This window comes from [Flexibacter] sp. ATCC 35208, assembly GCF_001975825.1.
Lineage (GTDB): Bacteria > Bacteroidota > Bacteroidia > Chitinophagales > Chitinophagaceae > Chitinophaga.
Genome location: NZ_MTKN01000084.1, coordinates 1 through 25,257, shown reverse-complemented (window position 1 = coordinate 25,257; position 25,257 = coordinate 1). Strand labels below are relative to the sequence as shown.

Sequence of the window (25,257 nt, the reverse complement as noted above, 5' to 3'; positions counted from 1 at the left end):
TAGGGTTACTCTGTTGTTGGCTGATTTGCACCAGCAGGGTACCTTCCTGCTCATTAATGCCTTCTACCTGCCAGTGCAGGCGGTTATTGAATAGTATGCGAATGATGTCCAGTAAAACATCGTTGGGAATAGTGTATGAACTGGTTGTAGCCGGTTTGTTAGCAATTTGCATGGGGATGTGTTTTTTAGTTCTTAATCCATCAGCGAGATACCGGTTGCAGTATGCTGGTTATCGCCAATAGCTTTGTGATGGTCTTGTTTGTTCCGCTTCTTCCACTTCTTTACCTGTTTTTTCAGCCTTGCCTTTTCAGGGTCCTGGGCTGGCGGTTGCGGGTGCCTTTGTGTATATAACCAATAAACCAGCAGGCAGAGACCCGCTACAATGATCAGCGGATGAGCCAATAACTTATACCATTGCTGTACCCCCTCCTTTTCTGTGGGTAACACAACAGATAGGCGGTTTAACAGGTCCTGCAGAGCTATAGACGTTTTGGGGGCTTTCTCCCTTGCCGCTGCTGGATCAGGTGGTGATTGTTTTGAGTCAGGTGTTATTGTTGACATACAGGTTGGGTTTACCGGTAAACGGAAGTGATGTTTTACGTTTACCGTTCTGTATGCAAAGATGAGAATAGAAAGAGGGCTGGTATCCCCCTATAGGGATACCTATGTTTTAAAAATAGATAGTAGGCTTCAAGTGAGGATACCGTTTAACGGTAAGCTGTTTGTATTAACGGTAAGCGGGAGCTATTATTTCCTGATCCGTTTTTCATGCTGCCGGATATCTTCATCAATAAGGGCAACAGCACTGTCCAGATGAAGAACCGTAAAGTAAGGGCGAATGTATTGAAGGTCTGCCAGCAATTGCACTCCGGCTTTGTGATCAGGTATTTTAGCGTATTTCTTATAGATGTCTGAGTTTTGCAGTATGGTAAACTTTATCCCTGTTAGCAGGTGAGCCAGTCTAACTACATCACTGATGTTGCCATTATCCCGGTGTTCTGTCTGAAAGCCTGCTTTGAGCAGGTAATATAAGGTCAGTAATTGCCGGTAACGGGTTGCCTCTTTATCCGGTTCTTCAGCAGCAGGTGCAGCTACGGTTTCTATGTCAAGCCCCTCCGGCTCTTTTTGCAGGTATAGGAAATGAATGGCCCAATCCAGCACGTTTTGACAGAGTTGGAGAAATTGCCCCCTTTCATCTGCTGATAAGGATTGTTCAGTTCCAGGTAAGCTGTTGTATACCTCACAGGAATAAATTTCTTTTTCTACCAATACGGTATTATCATAAAAATAAGCGTGAAAGCTCTTACTCACATAAGGTTTAAGGGTTTTGCCATAACGTTTGAGTAACGCTAAATCCTTTGCTTTGTACTGATGCCAGAATTGATCGCTATGAACACCCTGCTGCCTGGCCAATTGTACAAGACTTAGCAGGTGTTCGGTAATTTCCAGTTGTTGCAATAAGGTGTAGTGCTCCATTATTGACTCGTAGTCATGCTGGAATTTTTGTACCAGAAGCGGGGCCACATGGTTGCGGGGTGAGTTTAAGGGAGTTTCTTTCGTAGGCATGCTACTAATATAATAAAAAACGGCAATAGTTTTCCCTCCCTTATTTGCCGGGTAACTCACCCCGGCTTGTTCCTCTCTTCCTCCTTTGTGAAGGACAAGAACACCTTTGTGGCTTTTACAATTATAGGATCATTGGTATGCAGAAAATCGTTTACCGATACGTGGTTAACGTAAAACTGCACCAATGCCTGCAAGGTACATTGAGTAATTTCTGTAAGAATATAGCTGTCATGCGTGTGGCGCAGGGTAAGTCGCTTTTTCATATGGTTATTATTTATTGCCGGTTATTGTGCTTGTGCAGTTGCTGATACCATTCATTTATCAGGGCTGTATAGCTCTTTGTATGATCTGCCTCACTTATCAGCGCGATTGTCTGTTGGGTATAGTATATACATATTTCTCTTTTAACCTTGTCCGGTATCGCTGTAATGTGAATTGTATGCGTATAGGCAGCAAACACCGATGTGGCTAAAGAATAAATATCTTCTTCCTCTTTTAGTAAATAGGAGACAATCAGAATATGATCTATCCAGAACTGGATAGCTTCCTGCTCATCCACTCCCAGTTGCTTACAAGCCATTTGGAATGTTGCTGGCAGGAATATTTCTATTGTCAGGTTTGGCCCTGATCTTTCAAGATTTACAGTGGGGCGGTTAGGCTGTTGTCTCATGTGTAGTTGTTATAGGGAATACAATTGGTTGGGCTTTATCAAGTTCTTGTAGCTTTGCCTGGTAAAGGGATTCGGCTACGGACATTAATTCCTTTATCCTGTCTATAAGGATAGCAGCCTTTTCAGCAGATACAGTATAATCTTCTTTATAGCGGGCATCCGAATAGGCTTTATTTAACAGGTTGAATAGTTCCGTTTCTTCCCTCGTCAATCGGGGGAAAATAACGGATGGCTCCATACTGAAGTTATCAATCAGGGCTAGTAAGCGGGAAAGGTTATGGGTGGTTGACCGGTAGCCGGTAATTCCCCTTAATAACGCCATACAGGTATGTTGTGCTGCCTGATGCAGGTTAAATACAGCCTGCTCTGGCCAGTTGTCCTGCTGGCAATCAGTAGCTGTCTTGAAAAACCGTTGGGCGGTAGTAAAACACCGGTTCCATTGGGTAGTAATCCGGGTTTTCATCTCTTCTTTCGTTGGTTCAACGGGCAGTTCCGCAGTCAATGGCTTTCCACTAATGTAAACAGGTACGGCTTTACGGTAAACGGTCGTGTCAAAACGATAACCGGCAGGCAGCCCTTCCATAAATGCTGCATATTTCTGCACCATACAGGTGATTTCACAGGGTAATGATGCCGCTTGCTGCTCTATTAACTGGATAAGCTCATATTCCGGTCGTTTTTCTGTATCTGTGGTTAGGATCAGCAAGTCAAAGGTTGTCGGGAATATCGTTTCCCGGTAACCTTCCCCCGGCCAGAAGCAACTCCAATCCTGCATAATGGTAGTACGGGTGCCTAAGCACCAGATCAGTTCCGGTTGCAGAACAAGCAGGATTTTCTCTATCAGCTTTGCCAGTTGTATGACCTGCTGCTTGGAAAGATGGGGTAAATGTGTGCGCATAGGTACTTTTTTAGGTTGTTTAGAGGGCGGTTTAACGATAAATGGGAAGGGTTAACGTAAAAACGGTATTTCCCCGCTCGCTTTGCACAGCAAGAATACCGCCCAAAGCCTCTGCATACTGCGCGCTGAGAAACAGTCCTAGCCCGGTGCCTGCCAGGCCATTGTCTAATCTTTCGTAGGGCATAAATAAACGGGAGGCTTTATCCGGCGGGATTTCCATGCCCTGATTGATAACCTGTAGATATATTACGTTACTTTCCAGACTGCACTTTACGGTAATAACAGTACCGGGATGGCTGTATTTAAGCGCATTGGAGAGCAGATTTTGCAGTATCTGCCCAAGTTTTACAGGGTCTGTGGTAACCTGTATATTTTCCAGCGAGGGATGCAGTATAAGGCAAATATCCTTTTGTTGCAGGGCCGCAGTCCTTTCCTGTTGGCGAACGACCGGTGTTATCCATAACTGGAAATCAATCTGGCAGTAGACAGGTGTAATATCCAGTTTACCGTTATGGAATTTTACGGTAGCAAGCATATTGTCCAGTATATGTAAGGTATCCAGGGTTGTAGTTTCCAACGCCTGAAAGAAGGCTTCCGACTTGCTGCCTTCGCGGATATACCGGCAAACCTGGACAGTGCCGGCTACCTGTGTGCGTAGTTCATGGGCAAACATACCGAGGAACAGCTCTATAGTCTGTGAGGCGCTTTTTTGAGCTAAAGCAGCCGGTGGTAATGGGGTAATAGTGTTGTTTTCAAATGAGATCGGCATAACTGGCTAGTTTAATGGTGTTAAGGGAGATGGTTGTCCATAACAGTTCCGGTAGCGTATTGCACTACTGGCGGCTGTTGGATACCTTATTCGTGTGGTAAATTACCATCCCCGGTAACCGTACCCCACTAAGCAAGCCTGTGCATTAACAAAAATTAGTTGTATTTTACCGGACAGTTAACCGGGAATAACCCTTGGTATCTCACCAGCCCGGATGAAGTAGGACACCAAATTATTAGTTTTCAATATCTTTGTGACTATGACAATTACCAGTATGCCTGAAAAAGTACACCAAGGACGCGCGGTAAAACGCCTTAGAGAAATCCTGCATATTAAACAGGATGTATTGGCTGATGCCCTCAATATCAGCCAGCAGAGTGTTTCTTTATTGGAGACCAAAGAAACCATTGAGCCGGAACAGTTGGAGTTGATTGCAAAGACGTTGAAAGTGCCGGTGGATGCAATTAAGAATTTTAATGAAGATGCGGCCATTTATAATATTCAACACAATTATGAGGGAGCAAACACTAATGCCTCCAATGTTATTAACGGAACAGGAAACTACCATAATTGTACGTTTAACGCACTTGATAAGTGGGCAGAGGCCGTAGAGGAAATAAAAAAGCTGAATGCTGCTCTTCTGAAAGAAAAGGATGAGAAGATCGCTATGCTGGAAAAGATGCTTTCAGAAAAGAAAAAATAAAAAAAATATTTACATTCGTTTATTAAGGCCACCTATAGAGATTTCAGGGTGGCTTTTTTATTTAAAATTAATTACGTTTTATTGTTGACATTTTGCAAGGCCTATAGGTAAAATAAAATAATCAGTATGAGATATTTGATACTAAATAATAATAGTAATGTTTCCTACGATGATAGTGATGCCGATAATGTAAAAGTCTATATTGATGGAAAAGAACATGACTTTAAAGACAGTAAAGAAAATCGTGTAGACTATGCTATTGCAACAAAAAGAAATAAATACTCACAAATATTAAGTAATCAATTCGAAAATCTATTGCTACTTACAGGAGCAGGTTCATCAATTGGCTGGGGAGCTTCAGGTAAGGTTGGAAAATCAATGGTCAATTTATGGGACGATGCAGAGAGCTTACTAACTAAACAAGTATTTGATAAACTTCTTGAAAAAATTGGATACAATGAAACGTGGGCAGATGGCTCAATCGTAAAGAACCTTGAGAAGGTTCTATCAATGGCGACACCTGCCATACCTTATATCCCAAAAGCAGACATAGATATTGAAGATTGCGTAAGCAAAATAAAGGATTTCATAAAAGAAGCCTGCCAATTGGATATACCACCTAATTCACCACATACTTTGTTACTGAATAAAATTACAAAAAGAAAAGTTACGCTGCCTCGATTTAAGTTGTTTACCTTAAATTACGATTTGATGTTTGAACAAGCGGCATGCGAAAGTAATTTTGTAGTAATTGATGGTTTTTCGTTTTCGCACCCAAGAACTTTTAGCGGTCGTAACTACGACTATGATATTGTTTCAAGAAACAAAAGCAGGGTAAAAGAGGAAGACAACTTCATTCAAAAAGTATTTCATTTATATAAACTACACGGCTCGGTAAATTGGGAAAAGAATAGTGATAAAATCATTCAAAAGGTAAATCCATCTCATCCTTTAATGATATATCCACACCAATCCAAATATGAAAGTTCTTACGAGCAACCATATTTCGAAATGATGTCAAGATTTCAAACAAATCTTAGAAAAGAAAACGTCCTTTTAATAACAATTGGATTCAGTTTTGGCGACAAGCATATTGTCACAGCAATTATTGAAGCGTTAGAGCAGAATCCAAGTTTTCAATTGATGATTATTAACAGAGGAATTGATGAAACCAATGAGAATCTAAAGCCATTTATTAATGCCGCAAAAAAATATTCTAACATTTCCATTGTCGCTGAGACATTTGAAGACTTTTCAAAAAATTATCCTGATCTTAAATCTTATAACCAAGAAGATGCTAGGCAAATTATAATTAATATACCAAATTCTTAGTATGAGTAATAGTCCCTTTAGTCATAGTCACTTCCTTGGATATATCAATTTTGTATCCCCAGCATTTGTCAAGGTACATTTTCCATCTTCTGTTTTGATGAAAACATTTGTCCATCATGCGGAAGTTTTACGTGGCGGACTTGTCGGCAATTATATCGTAATTGAAGGAGAGGATAAAGGCTTTTTGGGGAAGATATTAGAGATTTCGTTACCTGAAAAGGAAAGGTTAGAGTTGAGCGAGAAAACATTTTCAACTAAAGCATTCCATCCTGTGGGCCGAATAGAAATCCTATTAGCTTTTGATTTGTTCAATCCAAGCGTAATAGAAAAAGGAATAAATAGCTTACCCTTAATCGGCTCGAAAGTTTTCATCTGTTCATCAGAATTTTTGTCAACACATTTTAAGACTTTCGGAATCAAACCCGAAAATATAGAATATTCACCTACGTTCAGGCTAGGGAGTTTGATTTATGACAAGACCGTACCTGTGGATATTTCCCTCCAAGCGATTTTCAGCAGACATTGCGCAGTTATTGGGACTACAGGTGGAGGAAAAAGTTATACGATAAGCAAATTTGTAGAGGGTATAATTGAGACAGGGGCAAAAGCTATTATTTTAGACCCAACAGGCGAATACTCTACATTTGATATTCATCCAAAAGTAGAGCATTCTATTCTAATTTCCGAAAGTTATTTCCCCTACCAGAGCCTAACAATCAATGATTTATTTGTTTTATTCAGGCCATCTGGCCAGGTTCAACAGCCAGTACTTTTAGAAGCAATCAAATCATTGAAGGTTGCCCATTGTCTAATGAATGACATTCCTTCAAACGGACACAGTAATGATGGCACTCATGATAAATTCGTATTCAGAGGGCAACAAGTGATAGTAAATAACGGACTAATTGTAAAACAAGGCAATTTAACGGCGGCATATAACAACGCTTACTTCACGTACAAACAGATAATTGAGGATTTTTCTATTAATAATTTCAGTATCAGCTTGCTTCATAGGCAAATTGGTAATGAATGTTTTCAGATCTCTAATGACCGATGGTCCATTTCACGAGATGAAAGAAATTATGGTAATGCGACAAGCCTAATAATGCGAGTAAACAATGTCATATCCGATAACAATTATGCTGGTATGTTTGGGTTTAATTCACCAACAACAAATAATCTCATTACTAAAATAAACAACTTTTTATCAGATTCAGATAAAAATATTTTAAGAATTGGATTTGAAAATGTACCGTATAATTTTCAAGTACGAGAAATATTAGCTAATGCGCTAGGCAGATATTTACTAAGTAAAGCAAGAACAAATACATTTAGAACAAAACCCATGATACTTTTTGTAGATGAGGCACATCAATTCTTGAATAAAAAAGTGAAAGATGAATATTTTGAAAGTACAGAGCTAAATGCTTTTGATAATATAGCAAAGGAAAGCCGAAAATATGGTCTTTTTCTATGCCTATCCACGCAAATGCCAAGAGACATTCCCGTTGGAACACTAAGCCAAATGGGTACATTTATTACACATAGATTAATCAACCACCAGGACAAAGAAGCAATTGCGAGTGCTTGTTCAACAGCCAATAAAGAAACTCTTTCATTCTTGCCATCTTTAGGTTCGGGAGAAGCTATTATTATGGGTGTCGATTTTCCAATGCCAATATCAGTCAAAGTGGATTTGCCAACAATTACACCCAAGTTTGATACCCCCAAATTTACCAAAGTAATAGACGTTCAAGTGTGACTAGACATTTTTTACTAAGCAGCTAGCATCAAAATGATGAAAAATGTCGATTAGATTATACAGTATGCAAATTACATTTAAACTATACAGGCCTTTTTGAGTTGGTGCGGTATTGTTTTCCCGTAATTAAGCCGATGTAGTATTGCTCGTTTAAATAACTTAATATATCTCGGCATTCCTTTTGATTTTGAGGAAAAATAATTTTTGAATTCTTGTCAAGTTCAATCTTCAATTTGAATTTCTTAGCTGTCCGCTGAATTTTTTTTGTATTTGCATTATCTAACACCCCACTTTTTAGAATGAGGGTAATATGCTTTCGGATAATTGAGTTAGCATTATCTAATAGCCAATTTTCATCCATTAAGACATAAGAATTGGCCGAAAAATTTTTCATATCACCATCTGTAGCTTCATGGTAAAATTCAATAAGGCTAAATATTTTGTTAGCGTTTGCATATGAATGAAAAAAGAATTGTCCGCCTTCATATATAGCATTTACTGTATTATCAACCATAAGAACATCATCTTTCAGTTCTCTAAAAAGACCATTACTAAAGAACAAAAGGTGTTTATTGATCAATAACTTTCTTCTATCGAAATTCTGAAAATAATATCTTTTATTGTTCGAATCATACCAAAAAATAGATTTAATTTTATCATGTTTTAAATCCAGCAATTCTAGTCCTAGCGGATTAGCAACTGCCGCATCTAATTCTTTTGGAAGCGCAAATGGTTTAATGACATATACTTCATCGACATCTAATAACGAATTACCATCGAAGGAGATTTTATCCATTGCCATTAACGCTTCTCCGTTTGTTATAAAAATATTTCCGAAACTATCTGTAGCAGCGGGGTCAAGTCCGACTTTTTTGACCTCGCCATTCTCAAGCAAGGCATAAAAATCATTATTTTTTTGTGTTACGCTCATGATACTCATATAGTGGTATTGATAAGCATGCTATCGGCTAATCTAATACAAGAAGTGACACTTTCCGGCGTTCTCACGATCTTTCTTGAAAGTAATAGAAATGTTACTTCTTTTCTCGTTTGCACCTCGTAGTATATGTAACCGCAAAGTCGCAATATTAGGTTATAATGATAAGAATTATGTAACGTAATTGACCAAATAATAACACCCCCTGTATAAAATAGGAGATAATATATGTCTTTTATTTCAGTGAAGTAAATCTTGCTAAATGGCAATAGATAACTAAATATTATTGGAGTGAAGTTGATGTCAGCTGGCTTTACTTGTTTCAGATCGATTCTTGTATGATCGAGAGTTCTCCTTGCAATTCGGGGTATAGCAGTACATAAAATTATTATTGATACGCTAACAATCAAAAGATAGTTGATAGAGATGAAGTTTTCAAATCCATATAATATTGAATTATAGGAAGTTACATCTAAATAAATAGACAGATTTTCTTTCTGAGCAATGAGATTTGACAACCACAAAACGAAGATTACGGGGCCAATCCCCGTAATAGGTAGTAGAAATTTGATAAAATTTGAAAACATCTTTGCAATAAATCAATACACATAAATTTAAACCATTTTTCTAAATAATTGATATGAAGGCATTTAAATTTATTATAGCAATCAGAATTGTATCAGTTTGCTTGCAGAATATTTGCCTTACAATTATCGGCAACTGGCAATAGGGCACATGCTTTCATCTTCAAAAACGTTAGCGGTTTATAAACCAAATATTAAAATATAAATACTCCTTTAATCATATTCAAGCCAAAAAGCTATATATATTCATTAATGTGGTTACTTTTATAGCACCCAACATATTGTTTCTTTTTTAGCCATGTATATATCTTTGAAAAATGAATACGTAACCTGAATTGCAATAAAACGTATATTAGTAGTAATTAACCTGCTATGAAATTGCTGCATACCGCCGATTGGCATATCGGCCAATTATTCCATGAGTATGATCGAACCTACGAGCATCAACAATTTTTAAATTGGCTTGTAGAAACCCTGACCAATGAGCAAATAGACGTATTGCTTATCAGTGGAGATGTATTTGATCTCTCTAACCCCTCTGCCAATGCGCTAAAAATGTTTTATACATTTTTAAATCGCGCAGTCAAGAGCAATCCAGCGTTGCAAATCGTAGTTACAGCCGGGAACCATGATTCTGCATCCCGATTAGAATCTCCCACCCCATTGCTGGAATCCTCCAACATACATATTATCGGACTGGTAGAAAAAGATGCTGAAGGAAACTTTGTATACGAAAAATTGACTATACCTCTAAAAGACAAGCAAGGTAATATAAAGGCATGGTGCCTGGCTATACCTTTTTTGCGGATGGGAGATTACCCGGTAATTGCGGATTGTGAAAATCCCTATACAGAAGGCGTTACGGCCTTATATAAAGCCGCTTATGAATACGCACTTGACAATAAACAGCCCGGACAAGCAATTGTTGCGATGGGGCATTTACATGCGCAACAGGCGGAAATAACGGAGCAGGATAAAACGGAAAGGCTGATAATGGGTGGGGTGGAATGCATCTCTGCTTCAGCTTTCCATGAGGATATTAAATATGTAGCATTAGGGCATATTCACAAGGCACAACGAATTGGTGGAAAAGAACATGTTCGCTATTGCGGTAGCCCGCTCCCCATGTCCTTCTCTGAAATTAACTATAAACACCAGGTAATTGTTTTTGAGCTAAACAACGAAAGTATTACAACATTAGCCCCCATTGACGTACCAGTAGTAATCCCTTTATTACGTTCACCCGCTGTGCATAGCAAACTCACTGAAGTACTTACCGCATTAGAGCAGTTGCCCGACAGCAACAGTCAGGTAGAACCAGCTCCTTACCTTGAAGTAAGAGTACTGCTGGATGGACCAGAACCAGCTCTACGGCATAAAGTAGAAACGTCTTTGACCGGGAAACATGTGCGTTTAGCAAAAATAGATGTCAGATACGCCAATTCAACAACTACTGATACTCAACCAGAAATAGTGGCAAGTCAAAATTTAAATGACTTACAACCGCTGGAAGTTTTCTCCAAAGTATACCAATCAAAATATAACAATACTGTACCACCAGAATTGCTTCAAATGTTTAATGCAATCGCACAGGAAGCAACCCTAACCGATTAAACGAGATGAAAATACTTGCTATACGCATAAAAAACCTTGCTTCACTGGAAGGTATTACTGAAATTGACTTCACACAGGAACCACTTTGTTCTGCCGGCATCTTTTCCATTACTGGTCCTACCGGAGCAGGTAAGTCTACTATATTAGATGCATTGTGCCTGGCACTTTATGCCAAAACGCCGAGATACAAGCAGGCAGAGAGTGGCGTTGACATATACGATGTACAGGGAGCTTCCATAAGCCAGAATGATGTGCGTGGTATACTGCGGGATGGTACAGCAGAAGGGTTTGCAGAAGTAGATTTTGTTGGGGTAGAGAATCAGCCTTATCGCGCGACCTGGATGGTAAGACGAGCACGAAACAGGGCGGATGGAAACTTACAGGCCTTTGACGTCGCGCTGAAAAACATCAGTACAAATTCACCTGTTCCGGGGAAAAAAACTGAACTGCTGACTGAAATTGAGCGCCTGGTGGGATTAAGCTTTGAACAATTTACCCGTTCTGTATTGCTGGCACAGGGTGACTTTACAGCCTTTTTAAAGGCAGGAAAGGACGAAAAATCAGCACTCTTAGAAAAACTCACAGGTACGCACATCTATTCTGAAATATCCAGGCGCATTTATGAAAAGCATAGGGAGCAGGCGCAACAACTACGGGATCTTAATACACAACGGGAAGGGATACAAACAATGACCAGTGAAGAGTTAACTTCCCTGCACGAACAAAAGGACACAGTTGAAAAAGACATACAAGCCCAGGAAAAGTTACTGATTGAATTAAGCAAAGAGATTTCCTGGCATGAACAATTAAATAACCTGCAATCCAGATTAGATGCTGCAAAACTTGGCAGTGAACAGACCTTTGCGATTAAACAGGAAGCCATTCCCCGCGAACAGCAACTACAGCAGATTGTGAGTGTGCAATCAGTAAGACCGGTAGTTGCCCAATTAAGTACTGTACAAGGTCAAATCAATACGAAGAAAGTCAGCCTGGGACAAATTAGGATCCAGCTAGATGCATTACAGCAAAAAAAAGACGCGCTGGATATTACGCTACAACAAGCAGAGGACAACCTCACAGCAAGAATAGCGGAAGAAGAGGCAGCTTTGCCACTTTTAAATGAGGGAAAGACACTGGATGTGCAATTGGCAGAAAAAGAACGCCAGATATCCCAGGACCAAACAGCGTTTAATACTGCCAGCCAAAAGTTGCAACGGCAGCAACAACAACTTACGCAGAAACAACTTGATGCGGAACATTTAGAAAGTAAGGTTAAAGAGTTGCAACAATGGAAAGAAAGCAACACTGCCCGCCAGCCCATTGCAGAACAACATAGTCTTATTATATCTAAGCTGAATGATGCAGGTATTTTACTTGATACCCAACAAAGCCGTTTATCTCTCGTGCTTGCCGCGGAGGAAGAAATTAAGGCGAAAGAGCAGGACCGGCAGCGATTGAGCAATGAATATACGACCCTTCAGACATCATTACAGCAGGCCAGGCAAGAATATGAAAGTCAGAAAAAAGAGTTTTCTGTAATTCCTATTGCCAGTTTAGACCAGGAAAAAAGCATCCTTGATGAAACAATTGAAGACATTATTGCAGCAGAAGCACACTGGAAAATACTAAGCAGTGCCATTACAGAACAAGCTACGATTACAGAACAAATTGAAGAAAACAGGAAACAACTAAAAACAGATCTTGAACAACTTTATAATACAAAAGCATTACTTGATGCTAACATAATACAGCGAAATACTTCATTAAGTATGCTGGAGAAAGCCCGCCTGGCCGCGGCAGAAAACGTTGAAATTTTGCGTACAAAACTGGTAACTGATGAACCTTGTCCTGTTTGTGGCAGTACTTCTCATCCTTATGCTGGGCATAATACCCAACTGGATCATGTACTTAAAGAGTTGGAAATAAGCCATCAGAAAATAGAAACAGCCTATACAGACAGCCTTACTACACATAGCCGTCTGACGCAGGTATGCGATCAATTAAATAAAGCGATAGCTAATCAGGAGAAAGATATTTCACTAAAAGAAAAATCTGTTAAGCAGTTAGAGGACATATGGGTCCGGTTTAAAATAAATGCTTCGGCTTCATCCATAGCCTTTGACAGAAGAGCAACATGGCTACACCAAAAACTACAACAAGAAAAAGACCAGCAACGTGAGTTACGGGATACAATATTGTCATATAATAATAAGAAAGAGCAGCTGGAAAAGCAAAAAGGCATGCTTGATGAATCTGACAAGAAGCTTACCTACATTTCTAATGCGTTAAAGGATACTGAAAGAACACTAAAATCTCTAGAGGAGCAACGAGATAATCATAAACTGGAAAGAGAAAAAGCACAGACTGGCCTTGAAAATCTTCAGCAAAATCTTGCTGTCTATTTTACCTCTGAACAATGGTTCCAACACTGGAAAAATGAACCTGATAAATTTTCACTACAGATTCAGGAGTTTGCAGCGCAATGGAAACACAACATCCAACAATTAGAAGACGGCCTGCAGCAACAGGACATACTAGCTGCCACGTTGAAAGGTATACAGGAGCAACTAGTTCATCTATCAGAAGAAACAAGTCAAAAAGAGCAAGCGCTATTAAAAATACGGGAACAATGGAACGATCTTTACGGGAAAAGGAAAACTATTTTTAATGGAGCGCCTATATCAGTTATAGAAAAAGCTTTCAAGGACGAAATTACTAAAGCCCGGCAGGTATTGGATCAACAAAAATCAGAAAAAGAAATTTTGCTGGCTAGTCTCACCCGTACCACAACTCAGTATGAAGAAACAGGAAAAGAACTATCTGTACATTCAGAACAGGAAACATCCTTTAAAGAGCAAATTCAAGACTGGCTCAATTCTTACAATCAGCAACATTCAACCAGCCTATCAAAAATTGAATTAGATCGCTTATTGTCTTTCACGCCGGATTGGATAGAAAAAGAGCGCTTAGTACTACGTGCCATAGATGATGCCGTAACCCAAGCGAAATCAGTATTGGCTGAGCGGGAACAGAATTTAGATAAGCATCGACAAGAAAGGATGTCAGAACGCACAACTGAAGAACTGATAATATTACATACAGAAGCCAAATTACACCAAGAGCAGAATAATCAGACCAGTAACGAAATAACCTTTCGACTTCGCGAAGATGCTACTAATAAGCAACGCATAGGAACGCTCTTACAATCTATAGAAACGCAATCATTGGTAGTAGATAATTGGTCAAAGCTGAATGAGGTTATTGGTTCTGCGGACGGGAAGAAATTCCGCCAGATCGCCCAGGAATATACACTGGATGTATTGCTAAGTTATGCGAATGTTCATTTAACTATTTTAAGTAAACGCTACGTTTTACAACGTATACCCAATTCGCTAGGTTTACAGGTGTTAGATCAGGATATGGGTGATGAAACACGTACTGTATATTCTCTTTCTGGTGGAGAATCTTTTCTTGTATCGCTGGCACTTGCGTTGGGGCTGGCATCGCTTTCTTCCAGCCGTATGAAAGTAGAATCTTTGTTTATTGATGAAGGATTTGGATCGCTAGATCCAGCAACACTAAATATAGCTATTGATGCATTAGAGCGCCTGCATAATCAGGGGCGAAAGGTTGGAGTGATTTCCCATGTACAGGAAATGACAGAACGGATACCGGTTCAGATAAGAGTTAGCAAGCAGCAGAGTGGGAAAAGTAAGGTCGCGATTCTGTAATAAGCATTAAATCCTTTAATAAATTCCAATATGATAGAATCGTTAAATATTAAAAACGTAGCCACCTACGATGCAGCAGGCATTCAAATACAAAATCTAAAAAAAATAAACTTTATTTATGGAACTAATGGTTGTGGAAAAACCACACTTTCTAAATTCATAGATAACCCATCTGATAAATCTTATTCAAGTTGTCAGATTGCATGGCGAGGTCAACTTCCGGTCAAAGTACATGTTTACAATAAAGATTTCCGAGAAAGAAATTTTGGCAAAGGGAGAATGGACGGCGTGTTTACGTTAGGGCAAGCTACAAAAGATGAAATAGATGCTATTCAAAAAATGCAGTCAGAATTGGAGGATATAAAAACTAAAGGAATTGAAAAGAAAAATACATTAGAAAAGAAAATAACAGAAAAAGAAGAATATGAAAATGAATTCAAAGAAATAATCTGGCGTGATATATACAAAGAGAATGAGAACAATTTTAAAGAAGCATTCGCTGGATTTATGCGAAAGGAAGCATTTCGTGACAAGATGATGGAAGAGTTTAAGAATAATAATGAACATATAGATACGCTTGATCAATTAAAAGAAAAAGCCCAAACTATATTTGGCAAAACGCCAATTACGTTGCCTGTTGTTTCAAGTATAGAATTTACGAGATTATTAGAAATAGAGGCAAATGTCATTTGGACAAGAAAAATCATTGGCAAATCCGATGTCGAAATAGCAAATCTGATTCAAAGATTAAATCTAAATGATTGGGTAAATGAAGGTCGCGGCTATTTAAATGAGGATAATATTTGTCCTTTTTGTCAGTCTAAGACAATTACTCAAAATTTCAGAGATCAACTTGAAGGCTATTTCGATGAGTCATTTATACGAGACACTGAAACTGTAAAATCCTTAGCAGATGAATACTACAGAACAATACAAAATATTCAAAATATTTTAGAGCAGATAGAAATTAAAGAGAAGAATAACTCTGAAACAAAGTTAAAAATAGAAACATTTACTGCCTTATTAAAAACTCTAATAAGTCAATTTGTCTCAAACAAAGAACTTTTAAGCAATAAAATAAAGGAACCAAGCAGAAGCATTGAGCTTATTTCAACTGCTGATCAATTAGAGGGATTACTACAATTGCTGAACAATTGTAATGCTGAAATTGAATTACATAATGAAATTGTAAATGACTATACAAACCACAGAAATAGTCTAATAAAAAGTATTTGGAAATATCTGGTAGAAAGCCATAGGGCAAATATTGAAGCTTTTTGGAAAAAACATGAAGGCTTGGAAAAAGGAGTTCAAGCATTACAAAAGCAACATCAAGACTTAAGAGATAAGTACACTCAACTAAATGCTAAAATCAAAGCTGCAAATAAAAATGTAACAAGTGTCCAGCCATCTGTAGATGAAATAAATCGGATACTCCAATCATATGGTTTTTTAAATTTTAAGATTGTTCCTTCAAAGACCGAAGCGAATCAATATCAAATACAAAGAGAGGATGGCACCATTGCTGAATCAACCCTAAGTGAGGGTGAGGCTACATTCATTACGTTCCTATATTATTTGCAACTAGCAAAAGGAAGTACACAAGAGGAAACTATAACCGAAGAGCGACTTTTGGTAATTGACGATCCTATCTCTAGTTTAGATAGCAATGTACTTTTCGTTGTAAGTTCACTTATCAAAGAAATTATTAAATCCATAAAAGTAAATACTGGAAACATTAAACAATTAATATTATTAACTCATAACGTTTACTTTCATAAAGAAGTGTCATTTGTCGACGGAAGAACACCTAGGAATGGCGATACCAATTTTTGGATCTTAAGAAAAAGAGATAGTATTACAACAATACAGTCTTTTGACATGGAGAATCCGATACAAAGCTCATATGAATTGCTTTGGCAAGAATTGAAGAATACAAATCAAAATTCAGGTATTACTATCCAAAATACCATGCGAAGAATTATTGAAAATTATTTCAAAATTTTGGGGAAATATGCCGACGATGATCTTATAAAGAGTTTTGACAACCATCAAGAACAAGAGGTATGCCGATCCTTGGTTTGTTGGATTAACGATGGTTCTCATGGTTTGCCAGATGATTTGTATGTGGAATATCAAGATGAAACTTTTGAAAGATATCTAAAAGTATTCAAAAATATCTTTGTAAAGATGGGGCATGAAGAGCATTATAATATGATGTACAGAGAAACTCTAATAGCGAGTTAGCTGCTGTATAATATAAATAAATAAACAGTATTGGCCGACTAAACAAAAAGAATAGCTCACAAAAAAGGAGGCAAAGCCCCCAATAGTTTATAAGTTTGGGTTACCATACACAAACTATAAACTTGGATAAAGATAGAAAATTTACCGGACAGCCGGTATTGTCTCAAATATTATCATTAATACCAGCGAAGCTGATACGGGACGCTGCACATAAGCATAATAGCAAATCCACACCATAAGCTTATGTCGGACAAGACCAGGAAGAAAAAAATAATGGAGTCCTTAAAGATCAGCTCATAACGGTCGGTTACAAGCAGGAAAAAGATGTAATACGCCTGCGTATGCGCAGAGCTACTTACAAAGCAGACGATGGACGAATATATGTGCTTATAACAAACAATCTCAAGATTAGTGCTAGTCAGGTTGCCCGCATCTATAAATATAGATGGATGATCGAACTGTTATTTAAACAAATAAAGCAAAACTTCCCATTGAGATATTTTTGGGGAGATAGCCAAAATGCTATTAAAACCCAGATTTATTGTGTTTTAATAGCTCAGCTACTGATGTGGAGTTATTGAGTTTTATAAAAGATACTTATTTGGCATGGCGAAGAGTAAACAACCCTGTGTTGAGTTCCGCTTAGAGGATGAGCTATATAATGTATCTATTGACTAAAATTCGGATGTAATCCTTTACCGGTATGAACTACATCCGAATAAGTGCATTTTTTACCGGACAACAATGAATTATTAACTTAAAAATAAAAATATGAACACAAGAATCATTTCAGCTATTGAAAATAAAAACTTAATTGAATTCATTTATGAAAATGAAACAAGAATTGTAGAACCTCATTGTTATGGGAAAACAACCGCAGGAAACGAAGCTCTTAGAGCATACCAAATAGCGGGATTTAGTTCTTCAGGAAAACTAGGATGGAAAATGTACGATTTAAGCAAGGCAAAAAATATTAATATTAGAGATGACAAGTTTGATGCTCCTAGGATCGGTTATAAGCGAGGAGACAAAGGTATGTCAGATATTTTTGCAGAACTTTAAATGCATTATAAGTATTCATTGGCCTTTTAAAGAAAAATAATGAGATCAAAACTTTTAACTATTACCATCGGAAATTTGGGCTGTATAGGTAACGAAGGACTAACAATAAATTTAGATAATATTCTTTGTCTTGTCGGAGACAATAATTCGGGGAAATCTACGGTTTTAAGAGCCTATGAACTAGCAGTTGGAACTCAGAATTACTCATATGAGAAAGATTACTGTAAACGATCCAATGGTGAAAATACATACATTGAAATCTCTGTACATATCCCTGAAGCTACTGCAAATATAGCAGAAAAATGGAAAGAGAAGCAAGGAGATCATTTAGTTGTAAAAAGTAGGTGGGAATGGGATCAAAATGGGGCAAAAACTAGAAAAACATATGATCCTGAATTAAATGATTATTCAGATGATGGAAATGCAGCTGGATTGGATAATGTATTTAATAGTAGACTTCCTGTGCCTTTTAGAATTGGCGCATTAGAAAACCCCCAAGGAGAATTAAAGCACTTATTAAAGTTAATTGTTGATCCAATTGCGGAAAATCTACGTTCAGACCTAGACAACAAAGATTCTGATTTAAGTAAAGCTTTAGAGATTTTTACCACACATGCCAGAAAGCCGGTTGAGGAAAGCAAAGAAATAATTGAAAAGATCAATCAAAGAATAACAAATAGTCACAATAAAATATTTCCTAATCTTTCCATTGATCTAAATATTGGAATGTCAGAATTGAAAGTTGACCCACTTGATGCTTTAGTCAGAGGTTCAAAATTAAGCATAAAAGAATTTAATGAGAATATCGACTGGGAACAACAAGGAACAGGATCTCAACGCGCTCTATTTTGGTCTCTATTACAAGTTCGATCAAGGCTACAAGCAGTAAAGAATTTTAAATCCGATCACGAAAAAAAAATAAAGCAAATTGAAAAAGAAATAAAAAAACTTGAAGGTGAGCGAGATAAATCTAAAACTGATCCGACCAAACAAACCAAGCAAAATTTGATTGATGAAAAACAAGCTGAACTAGATGCAGCTAAAAAGGTTGAGGCAGAAAAGGCTATTGATGAAAGAGATAGTGGGATGTCTTTACCAGGATATATGCTTTTGATAGATGAACCAGAAATTGCACTTCATCCCAATGGCATACGTGCAGCGTCCAGATATTTGTATGAATTGGCCAATGATCCATCCTGGCAGGTAATGCTAACAACACATAGTCCCTTGTTTATTGATCCATTTGAGGATCATACAACGATTGTTAGGTTATCCAGAAATGAAGGGAATCCTAGTCCTAAAACGTATCGTTCTGATGAAATTTCATTTTCTAAAGAGGAAATGGATAATCTTAAGTTACTGAATAATTTCGACCAAAATCTGTCGGAAATGTTTTTTGGACAATATCCGATAATCGTTGAAGGAGATACTGAGTATGCATCTTTTGATACAATCATGCGCCTTAGCCCTGATAAGTATCATATTAATTGTAAACCTATCCTGATAAGGGCGAGAGGAAAGTATACCATTATACCTATAATAAAAATGCTTTCCCATTTTAAAGTTTCTTTTTCAGTATTGCACGATTGTGATTACCCCAAAAACAGAAAAGGGAATATTAACACTGCATGGTCAGGAAATGATAATATATATGAACAAATAAAAATATCCCGAAAAATGGGAATTCGTGTTGTACATCGTGTCTCAATTTCAACTTTTGAGGTTGCACATGATAAAATTGATTTAGATAATGATGGTATTTATATTTCATCATCACCAAAGGATAAACCATGGATAATGTTTAAGAAGATAAATGAAAATGAAGAAATTAGAAAATCCGTAGAGGCCGTATTAGATGAATTAATAGACCAAAATTGCAATCAAGAACCCTTTGATAAATCCTTTTCGGAAAGCTTAAAAGAGAAGTTTGAGACGTGGGTCAAAAATAATGAAATAAAAGACTCTCGATTTGTAATATGATTTCTATAAAATATATGTCATGCATTTTCTGAAATATTTATATATTTGTAATGACAGGTTTAAAAGAGTTAAAAAGTGTGAACAATAGGCACACTTTTACGCTATCCAAAAAACAGTGACTTTAATTTGACATTCCGCGACTGTAAGGTATTAATAACCAGACAGATATTATTCCTGTTCTGGGCACAAAATGGCTCTGTAATCAATTGATTTACAGGGCCATTTTTAATTTATGCTTGTCAATAAATCACAGTTTTTAATGCAAATTGCCCTACAATATTACCTGAAACACCTCGTTGTTCGAAGCATATTTGAATTCATGCCTTATCCGGTCTTGTAACTAAATTTCTTAAAATGGGCTTCCATTTTTTCCTAAAATTGTTTTACCCAATTTAACATGACTTGGTCCTGGAGAGCGTAACTCTTCACTAATTAGGTATATTCCCACGTAGTAGTAAATTTTTCGTATCAAAATCTATATCCTGTAAAGAAGGATCATAAGAAAAATATTTATGGGTGTCTAAATTACTCATGAAGACAGGAAACGCTACTGGAATTTTTGTCTCATCCTGTACAAATTCTATGTTTCCATGAATCTCAAGTTTATCTGATCCTGTTGAAATTGTAATTTTCCCATTTTCAGAAAAGTTAGATTTAAATACTGAATCATGTAATAAATAAAGGATACAAACTGTAATTTTATCACCCTGCAATGTAAATTTATGATCGCTATATTTTAATCCACATTGCTTTAGAATCTCTTTAAAATCTTTTATAAATGAAATTTGATTATATATATAATCAAATTTCATTATAGATAATGATTCGTTCATGAATTCCTTAAATTCTTTTGTAAGGAAAGAATGTTGAGATATTGGGAAATATGCGACTTTACGGATTTCATCAATTTCTATTTTATCTAATGTGGCTTTTACTACATCCCTTTTGCAATTGATTTTTCTTAATTCGATTTTAGACATTTTTTCAAGACCGAGATATAATAACCTTTTAATATAGATGGGAAAACCATTAACATCTATTTGCTTATTTCGTGTCGCAGGACCTCCCAAATTAAACCGAAGTATTAAAGCTGAATATTCAATTGTGTTAGCTATTATACCTTTATCTCTTTGAGGATGAGCAATAAAGTTGGCGACTTCATTAAATCGCTTATATCCCAGTTTTCCAGACACATCCCTTAAGTGCATTAGAATTGAAGTAACATGATGGAAATCAAACTGTCCATCTTCAATTAAAAGTATTAGTCCTTCAATTAGTCTCTTATCTTTTGAATTCATGTATAGTGGCAATATTATGAACTTGTCAAAACCTATTCTAAAAAGAAATTTAATTAATATCGATAATCGATCCTTCATTTTTAGTGGAAAGGGCGCTAATTTAATAACTTAAGAGAAATACATACTAAACTATTGTTGGATGCCAGAAACTATCATGTTGAAGTCATGGTGGTGGGCTTCCAAGAAAAACCCAATCATCCGGAAAATTATAAGTTTGATCTTTTTGAATTTTTCTTAGTTTTTTTAATGCGCATTTGGTAAAGACATCACGAATAGGCCAATCTCGCACTAGCCCCATGCCACCTTCAGAAAAAGTACGCATAAAATGTCTCGATATAGACCATAAACCAGAATGCTCTTTACTTAATCGAAATAACAACCAGTTTAACAGACTAGCAATTGGTTTTATGATTTCATTCACTTGTATGCCTATTTGATTAGACATATAGGTAGTCGCGATAAATTCCTCAAATCTGCCATTAGCGTTAAGGACTTGAGGCAAAGGATATTTCTTAACAAACCAACATGCTGTGTCTGCAATACAGATTACATCAGGCATATATAAGGGATGGTTTAAGACTTTAGAGTCTATTTTCAAAATTCGAGTCGAGATATTTTCAATAGTCGATTGATTCTGCTTCCATCCATGAGAATGTGATAATAAGCCGTAGAATATTGGGCTTTGCAATTCGTCGTAAACAGTTGTCACAAAAGGTAAGCGTGCCACATCTCTGATCCGAACTGAATTTTTAAAAAACTTTAATAAATCTGGTTCTCGCAGTGTTAGTTTGCATTCAAATGCAGCTAAAACTCCATCCGCCAAATATAGCTTTTTATCAAGGAGCCCTTTGGGGTATTCTGGACGTAGAACTAGAATGTCAATTTGTGGGCTCGCATCACCACGATATTTGATGATCCGGCCTTTCGTTACTACTTGAAATATGGGGGGCAACCATTCTCGTAGTAATGTAGCCCAATTTTCTTCGCCCTGATCTCCCGATGTTCCAGGATCTTCAGAAACCCTTGTAATAATTCTAGCATATTCTTCTGCTATTCGATTTGATGCAGAATTTATGAAATCTGTAAGGTCGTTTGTTGCCATTTTATTGACTTAGTTTATGCAATAATGATCCTGAATTAGAAGAATGGCATTTAAAATCTTACTACTATGGAATCTTGGTACTGGCATATAAATACATTGGTATCCACGGTCAGAAATTCCCATTCTTCCATACCTGTTTAATTCGTTCTTTTGAAGGTGGAATCTGGCTTCTTCGGCTTTGGACCGCGTTTAATAGCTCGAACTTTTTCCATAATAATAAATGGGGGTTTGGAGTTAAAAAATCATGTCGAATTTAAGTATTAAGCTGATATAAAGACGAAATAAGAATAGGGGGAAAATCCTGTTTTTATTAAAATTTAGTCACCAATTCACATCAACAATAAGCTACTTATTATAAATATCAGTTGGTTCGAAAACGCTCCGCTACTGGGCACTAAAAAGGCAAGACCCGCTCTATGAGCGGGTCTTGCCTTTTTACATGCATTTAACCTACAGCATAACTCATTAATTTTCAACACTATTTCGGTTCGATCGAATACGAGACGATGATTTGCATAACAATGTAATTCTTCCGGAATTTCATAGAATTTACGAAGTTTGCTATTCATCAAAGCCTCAATACTTTGCATACAGCATTTGGTAACTTATTTCCGGAAATGGCTCAAAAGGAAACCAGAGTGATAACCGTCGTGGACCAGAAAATCACAGGGCTTCCTCGAGGAACTTATGCACTTCTCGAACTGTATTGCACCGATCTCGATTGTGATTGTCGAAATGTATATATTAACGTAATTAATCAAGCATTCGATGCACCCTTAGCTACAATCAGTTATGGTTGGGAGGAGCTTGCTTTTTATAAAGAATGGATGGGGGGCGATGATGAAATGCTTGCCGAATTCAAAGGACCAGCATTAACTACTTTTGCCACTCAATCACAATTTGCCCAAAGATGGCTCGAAATTTTAACTGACATTCTCAATACTGACGTAGCGTATGTCAACCGGTTGCAACAACATTATCAACTGGTGAAAACCTCAATTAAAGACAAACAAATAAAAAAATGATCTACCAATTTCTTATTACATTAAAGGAAAGTGATCCTTTAGTATGGAGAAGAATTGCCGTTCCCGCCGATTATACTTTATACAAATTACACATGGCTATTCAAGGTGCATTCGGCTGGGAAAACAGTCACCTGTTTCAGTTTTCCCAAACTGGATTTATGGATAAGATTTGTTATGGCTACCCTGGAGACGATATCGATCCAGAGGTCACAACCATTGATGCGCGAAAAACAAAGGTAAGCCGCATATTTAAAAAAGAAGGTCAAACATATTGCTATATCTATGATTTTGGAGATGAGTGGGACCATCAGATTATCTTTGAAAAAACGCTTGCAGAAGATTTAAATGCTCCGTATTGTATCGATGGAAAAGGAGCATGCCCTCCAGAAGATGTTGGTGGTTTGTCCGGATATTACCAAATGGTGAAGATACTAAACAAAAAAAGTCATCCGGAAAAAGCCGAATATATTCAGTGGCTTGGTCTCGTCGACGGAGAAAAATGGGACGCAGAATTATGCAGTATAAGAGAAACAAACAAAAGACTGTTACTACTAGCAAAATGATAGATTACTGTTCATACAGCCTATTAATAATCAACATCAATTGGTTCGAAAACACGCCACTACCAAGTACTAAAATGGCGAAAGCCGGCGATGATATCTCAGCCTTTCTTGTTTTGAAGACATCCAATAATTATATGGGTATTTATGGGTGATTTTATGGGTATGATAAAATCAGTCTCAACAATGCCCCGCTGTCATGAAAAATTTTAGGGTCCCCAGGATATTATTGAGGAAGAAAAAAAGGGAGACGATTATATTAGTGAAGAGGGTGAGGAGGCTGTTGAGAAAATTGCGAGAAGTCTTCTGGAGAGAGGTAGAGAATCAATCAATGCAAAAAACTACCTTATCGCTGCGGAAACTGGCTTTGCTATTATCCTCGCGATTGAGCCTGAACTGTGTATGGTATTAGATGAGGGTTGGACTTACCAAATGATTCTTATTGAATCCTTCGAATATTTAGATCAGATTGGCAAACTGCCTCTAAGTCCGGATGTATTTGGTTTATTACTGCAACAGACTATTAAACACTTCAATAGCATACGTGAAGAAGATCGGTATGTCGATGATAAATGGAAAGAGTTAATGCTTACATTCAAAAATGGATGTACACAGTAATCATGAATGCGTAAAGAGATGCTGTTAAAAATACACAGATGCAAGGTGATAAAATCCAATCATTCAATATTTATTCCAGTACTATCGTCGATTTTAATAGAATGCTGATCACAAGTTCCTGTTCTGATAGGGAGGGCTTAGGAATAGCCGTTACGTAGCTACTTTATGATCTTTTGGCGGAATGGTCTGGGTATAACCAAACACTACAACAGTGGACTCATGCCGAATGGAAGGATATGGGTAATATGCTGTTTATTCATGCGTATAATGAACCTGCATCCATTATGCTCCAAATTGGTATTAACTGGGAGGGTATCTATTTACAAATGACCATTGAAGAGCAGGAGGCCTTTATGATTTCACTGCCGGATAATGTAAAAACATACTTTTTAGCATTACCTCAATTAGGCAAATTTGAGATTAGTGACGATAACAATGATTTCCTGATAATGTGGACATATGAAAATTACTCTATAATAGATATTGCTACCAATGGCTGTACTGCTTTCTCATTGATGTACACGCTTTGCCAGGAGCTTAACAAGTTTGAAAATAAATGATATGAGTAATAGGTTTAAAAATAGCGAAGAAAGGATAAAACAGATATTTAAAACAGGTTTGAAGCCACTTCCAGACGCCTTGAAACTCTTGTGTTTTACAAGTCATACCTGGAATCAAACTTGAAGTTTCCCCTTCACATTACTAGAATTGAAGATTTTGACTGTGCAGAGTTTTACCTATTAGGTCCAGGAGAAAAGGAAGAATACGAAACAATAAAGTTAGATACTCCCCATTTATT

At 37.2% G+C, this 25,257-nt stretch carries 21 protein-coding genes; 12 read left to right on the top strand and 9 right to left on the bottom strand.

Annotated features, from left to right (window positions below):
* Window positions 1-192: 192 nt before the first annotated feature.
* From BW716_RS31305 to BW716_RS31285, 6 genes are all read right to left on the bottom strand, one after another.
* On the bottom strand, window positions 193-561 hold the full coding sequence (locus BW716_RS31305; protein WP_083729994.1) for a hypothetical protein: 369 nt from the start codon (window positions 559-561) through the stop codon (window positions 193-195).
* A 186-nt stretch (window positions 562-747) separates the two neighbouring features.
* A complete protein-coding gene (locus BW716_RS31300) occupies window positions 748-1,566 on the bottom strand; it encodes a hypothetical protein (RefSeq protein WP_083729993.1) in 819 nt (272 codons plus the stop codon).
* A 56-nt stretch (window positions 1,567-1,622) separates the two neighbouring features.
* The gene (locus tag BW716_RS36480) at window positions 1,623-1,829 is read right to left on the bottom strand and encodes a hypothetical protein (protein WP_143709139.1); all 207 of its coding nucleotides are present in this window, start codon (window positions 1,827-1,829) and stop codon (window positions 1,623-1,625) included.
* Between the two features lie 11 nt (window positions 1,830-1,840).
* Window positions 1,841-2,236 (bottom strand): hypothetical protein, encoded by a 396-nt coding sequence (locus BW716_RS31295; RefSeq protein ID WP_083729992.1) that lies wholly within the window; start codon window positions 2,234-2,236, stop codon window positions 1,841-1,843.
* The gene (locus tag BW716_RS31290; protein WP_083729991.1) at window positions 2,220-3,134 is read right to left on the bottom strand and encodes a HEPN domain-containing protein; all 915 of its coding nucleotides are present in this window, start codon (window positions 3,132-3,134) and stop codon (window positions 2,220-2,222) included. Before BW716_RS31290 ends, BW716_RS31295 begins: the two co-directional genes overlap by 17 nt.
* A 31-nt stretch (window positions 3,135-3,165) precedes the next feature.
* Entirely contained in the window at window positions 3,166-3,903 is a 738-nt protein-coding gene (locus tag BW716_RS31285; RefSeq protein ID WP_083729990.1) for a HAMP domain-containing sensor histidine kinase, read from the bottom strand.
* A 274-nt stretch (window positions 3,904-4,177) separates the two neighbouring features.
* Between BW716_RS31285 and BW716_RS31280 the strand changes: the two genes are divergently transcribed.
* The 3 genes from BW716_RS31280 to BW716_RS31270 all read left to right on the top strand — a co-directional run bounded on the left by BW716_RS31280 (window position 4,178) and on the right by BW716_RS31270 (window position 7,700).
* A complete protein-coding gene (locus BW716_RS31280) occupies window positions 4,178-4,606 on the top strand; it encodes a helix-turn-helix domain-containing protein (RefSeq protein ID WP_083729995.1) in 429 nt (142 codons plus the stop codon).
* Window positions 4,607-4,732: 126 nt separating this feature from the next.
* Window positions 4,733-5,938 (top strand): SIR2 family protein, encoded by a 1,206-nt coding sequence (locus BW716_RS31275; RefSeq protein WP_083729989.1) that lies wholly within the window; start codon window positions 4,733-4,735, stop codon window positions 5,936-5,938.
* A 1-nt stretch (window position 5,939) separates the two neighbouring features.
* Window positions 5,940-7,700, top strand: coding sequence for an ATP-binding protein (locus BW716_RS31270; protein ID WP_083729988.1), 1,761 nt, complete (start codon window positions 5,940-5,942; stop codon window positions 7,698-7,700).
* An 82-nt stretch (window positions 7,701-7,782) separates the two neighbouring features.
* Here the strand turns inward: BW716_RS31270 and BW716_RS31265 are convergent, their stop codons facing one another.
* Window positions 7,783-8,631 (bottom strand): Kiwa anti-phage protein KwaB-like domain-containing protein, encoded by an 849-nt coding sequence (locus BW716_RS31265; RefSeq protein WP_179091358.1) that lies wholly within the window; start codon window positions 8,629-8,631, stop codon window positions 7,783-7,785.
* Window positions 8,632-9,593: 962 nt separating this feature from the next.
* Here BW716_RS31265 and BW716_RS31255 point away from each other — a divergent pair.
* From BW716_RS31255 to BW716_RS31230, 6 genes are all read left to right on the top strand, one after another.
* The gene (locus BW716_RS31255; RefSeq protein WP_083729985.1) at window positions 9,594-10,835 is read left to right on the top strand and encodes an exonuclease SbcCD subunit D C-terminal domain-containing protein; all 1,242 of its coding nucleotides are present in this window, start codon (window positions 9,594-9,596) and stop codon (window positions 10,833-10,835) included.
* A 5-nt stretch (window positions 10,836-10,840) separates the two neighbouring features.
* Entirely contained in the window at window positions 10,841-14,566 is a 3,726-nt protein-coding gene (locus BW716_RS31250) for an AAA family ATPase (protein WP_083729984.1), read from the top strand.
* 30 nt (window positions 14,567-14,596) lie between these two features.
* Window positions 14,597-16,813: an AAA family ATPase gene (locus BW716_RS31245; protein ID WP_083729983.1), complete on the top strand. Its 2,217-nt coding sequence runs from the start codon at window positions 14,597-14,599 to the stop codon at window positions 16,811-16,813.
* Between the two features lie 296 nt (window positions 16,814-17,109).
* Complete coding sequence (locus tag BW716_RS39260; RefSeq protein WP_368678149.1) at window positions 17,110-17,394, top strand: transposase; 285 nt, start codon at window positions 17,110-17,112, stop codon at window positions 17,392-17,394.
* A 190-nt stretch (window positions 17,395-17,584) separates the two neighbouring features.
* Window positions 17,585-17,875: a hypothetical protein gene (locus BW716_RS31235; protein ID WP_083729981.1), complete on the top strand. Its 291-nt coding sequence runs from the start codon at window positions 17,585-17,587 to the stop codon at window positions 17,873-17,875.
* A gap of 39 nt (window positions 17,876-17,914) precedes the next feature.
* Complete coding sequence (locus BW716_RS31230) at window positions 17,915-19,855, top strand: ATP-dependent endonuclease (RefSeq protein ID WP_083729980.1); 1,941 nt, start codon at window positions 17,915-17,917, stop codon at window positions 19,853-19,855.
* A 428-nt stretch (window positions 19,856-20,283) separates the two neighbouring features.
* Here BW716_RS31230 and BW716_RS31225 read toward each other — a convergent pair whose 3' ends face one another.
* Together BW716_RS31225 and BW716_RS31220 are read right to left on the bottom strand one after the other, a co-directional pair.
* Entirely contained in the window at window positions 20,284-21,153 is an 870-nt protein-coding gene (locus BW716_RS31225; protein WP_143709138.1) for a hypothetical protein, read from the bottom strand.
* Window positions 21,154-21,316: 163 nt separating this feature from the next.
* Window positions 21,317-22,255, bottom strand: coding sequence for a DUF6602 domain-containing protein (locus BW716_RS31220; protein WP_083729978.1), 939 nt, complete (start codon window positions 22,253-22,255; stop codon window positions 21,317-21,319).
* A gap of 584 nt (window positions 22,256-22,839) precedes the next feature.
* Here BW716_RS31220 and BW716_RS31210 point away from each other — a divergent pair.
* The 3 genes from BW716_RS31210 to BW716_RS31195 all read left to right on the top strand — a co-directional run bounded on the left by BW716_RS31210 (window position 22,840) and on the right by BW716_RS31195 (window position 25,018).
* The gene (locus tag BW716_RS31210) at window positions 22,840-23,280 is read left to right on the top strand and encodes a hypothetical protein (protein WP_143709137.1); all 441 of its coding nucleotides are present in this window, start codon (window positions 22,840-22,842) and stop codon (window positions 23,278-23,280) included.
* The gene (locus BW716_RS31205) at window positions 23,277-23,843 is read left to right on the top strand and encodes a plasmid pRiA4b ORF-3 family protein (protein WP_083729975.1); all 567 of its coding nucleotides are present in this window, start codon (window positions 23,277-23,279) and stop codon (window positions 23,841-23,843) included. Before BW716_RS31210 ends, BW716_RS31205 begins: the two co-directional genes overlap by 4 nt.
* 788 nt (window positions 23,844-24,631) lie before the next feature.
* The gene (locus tag BW716_RS31195) at window positions 24,632-25,018 is read left to right on the top strand and encodes a hypothetical protein (RefSeq protein WP_083729973.1); all 387 of its coding nucleotides are present in this window, start codon (window positions 24,632-24,634) and stop codon (window positions 25,016-25,018) included.
* The last annotated feature ends 239 nt before the right edge of the window (window positions 25,019-25,257 follow it).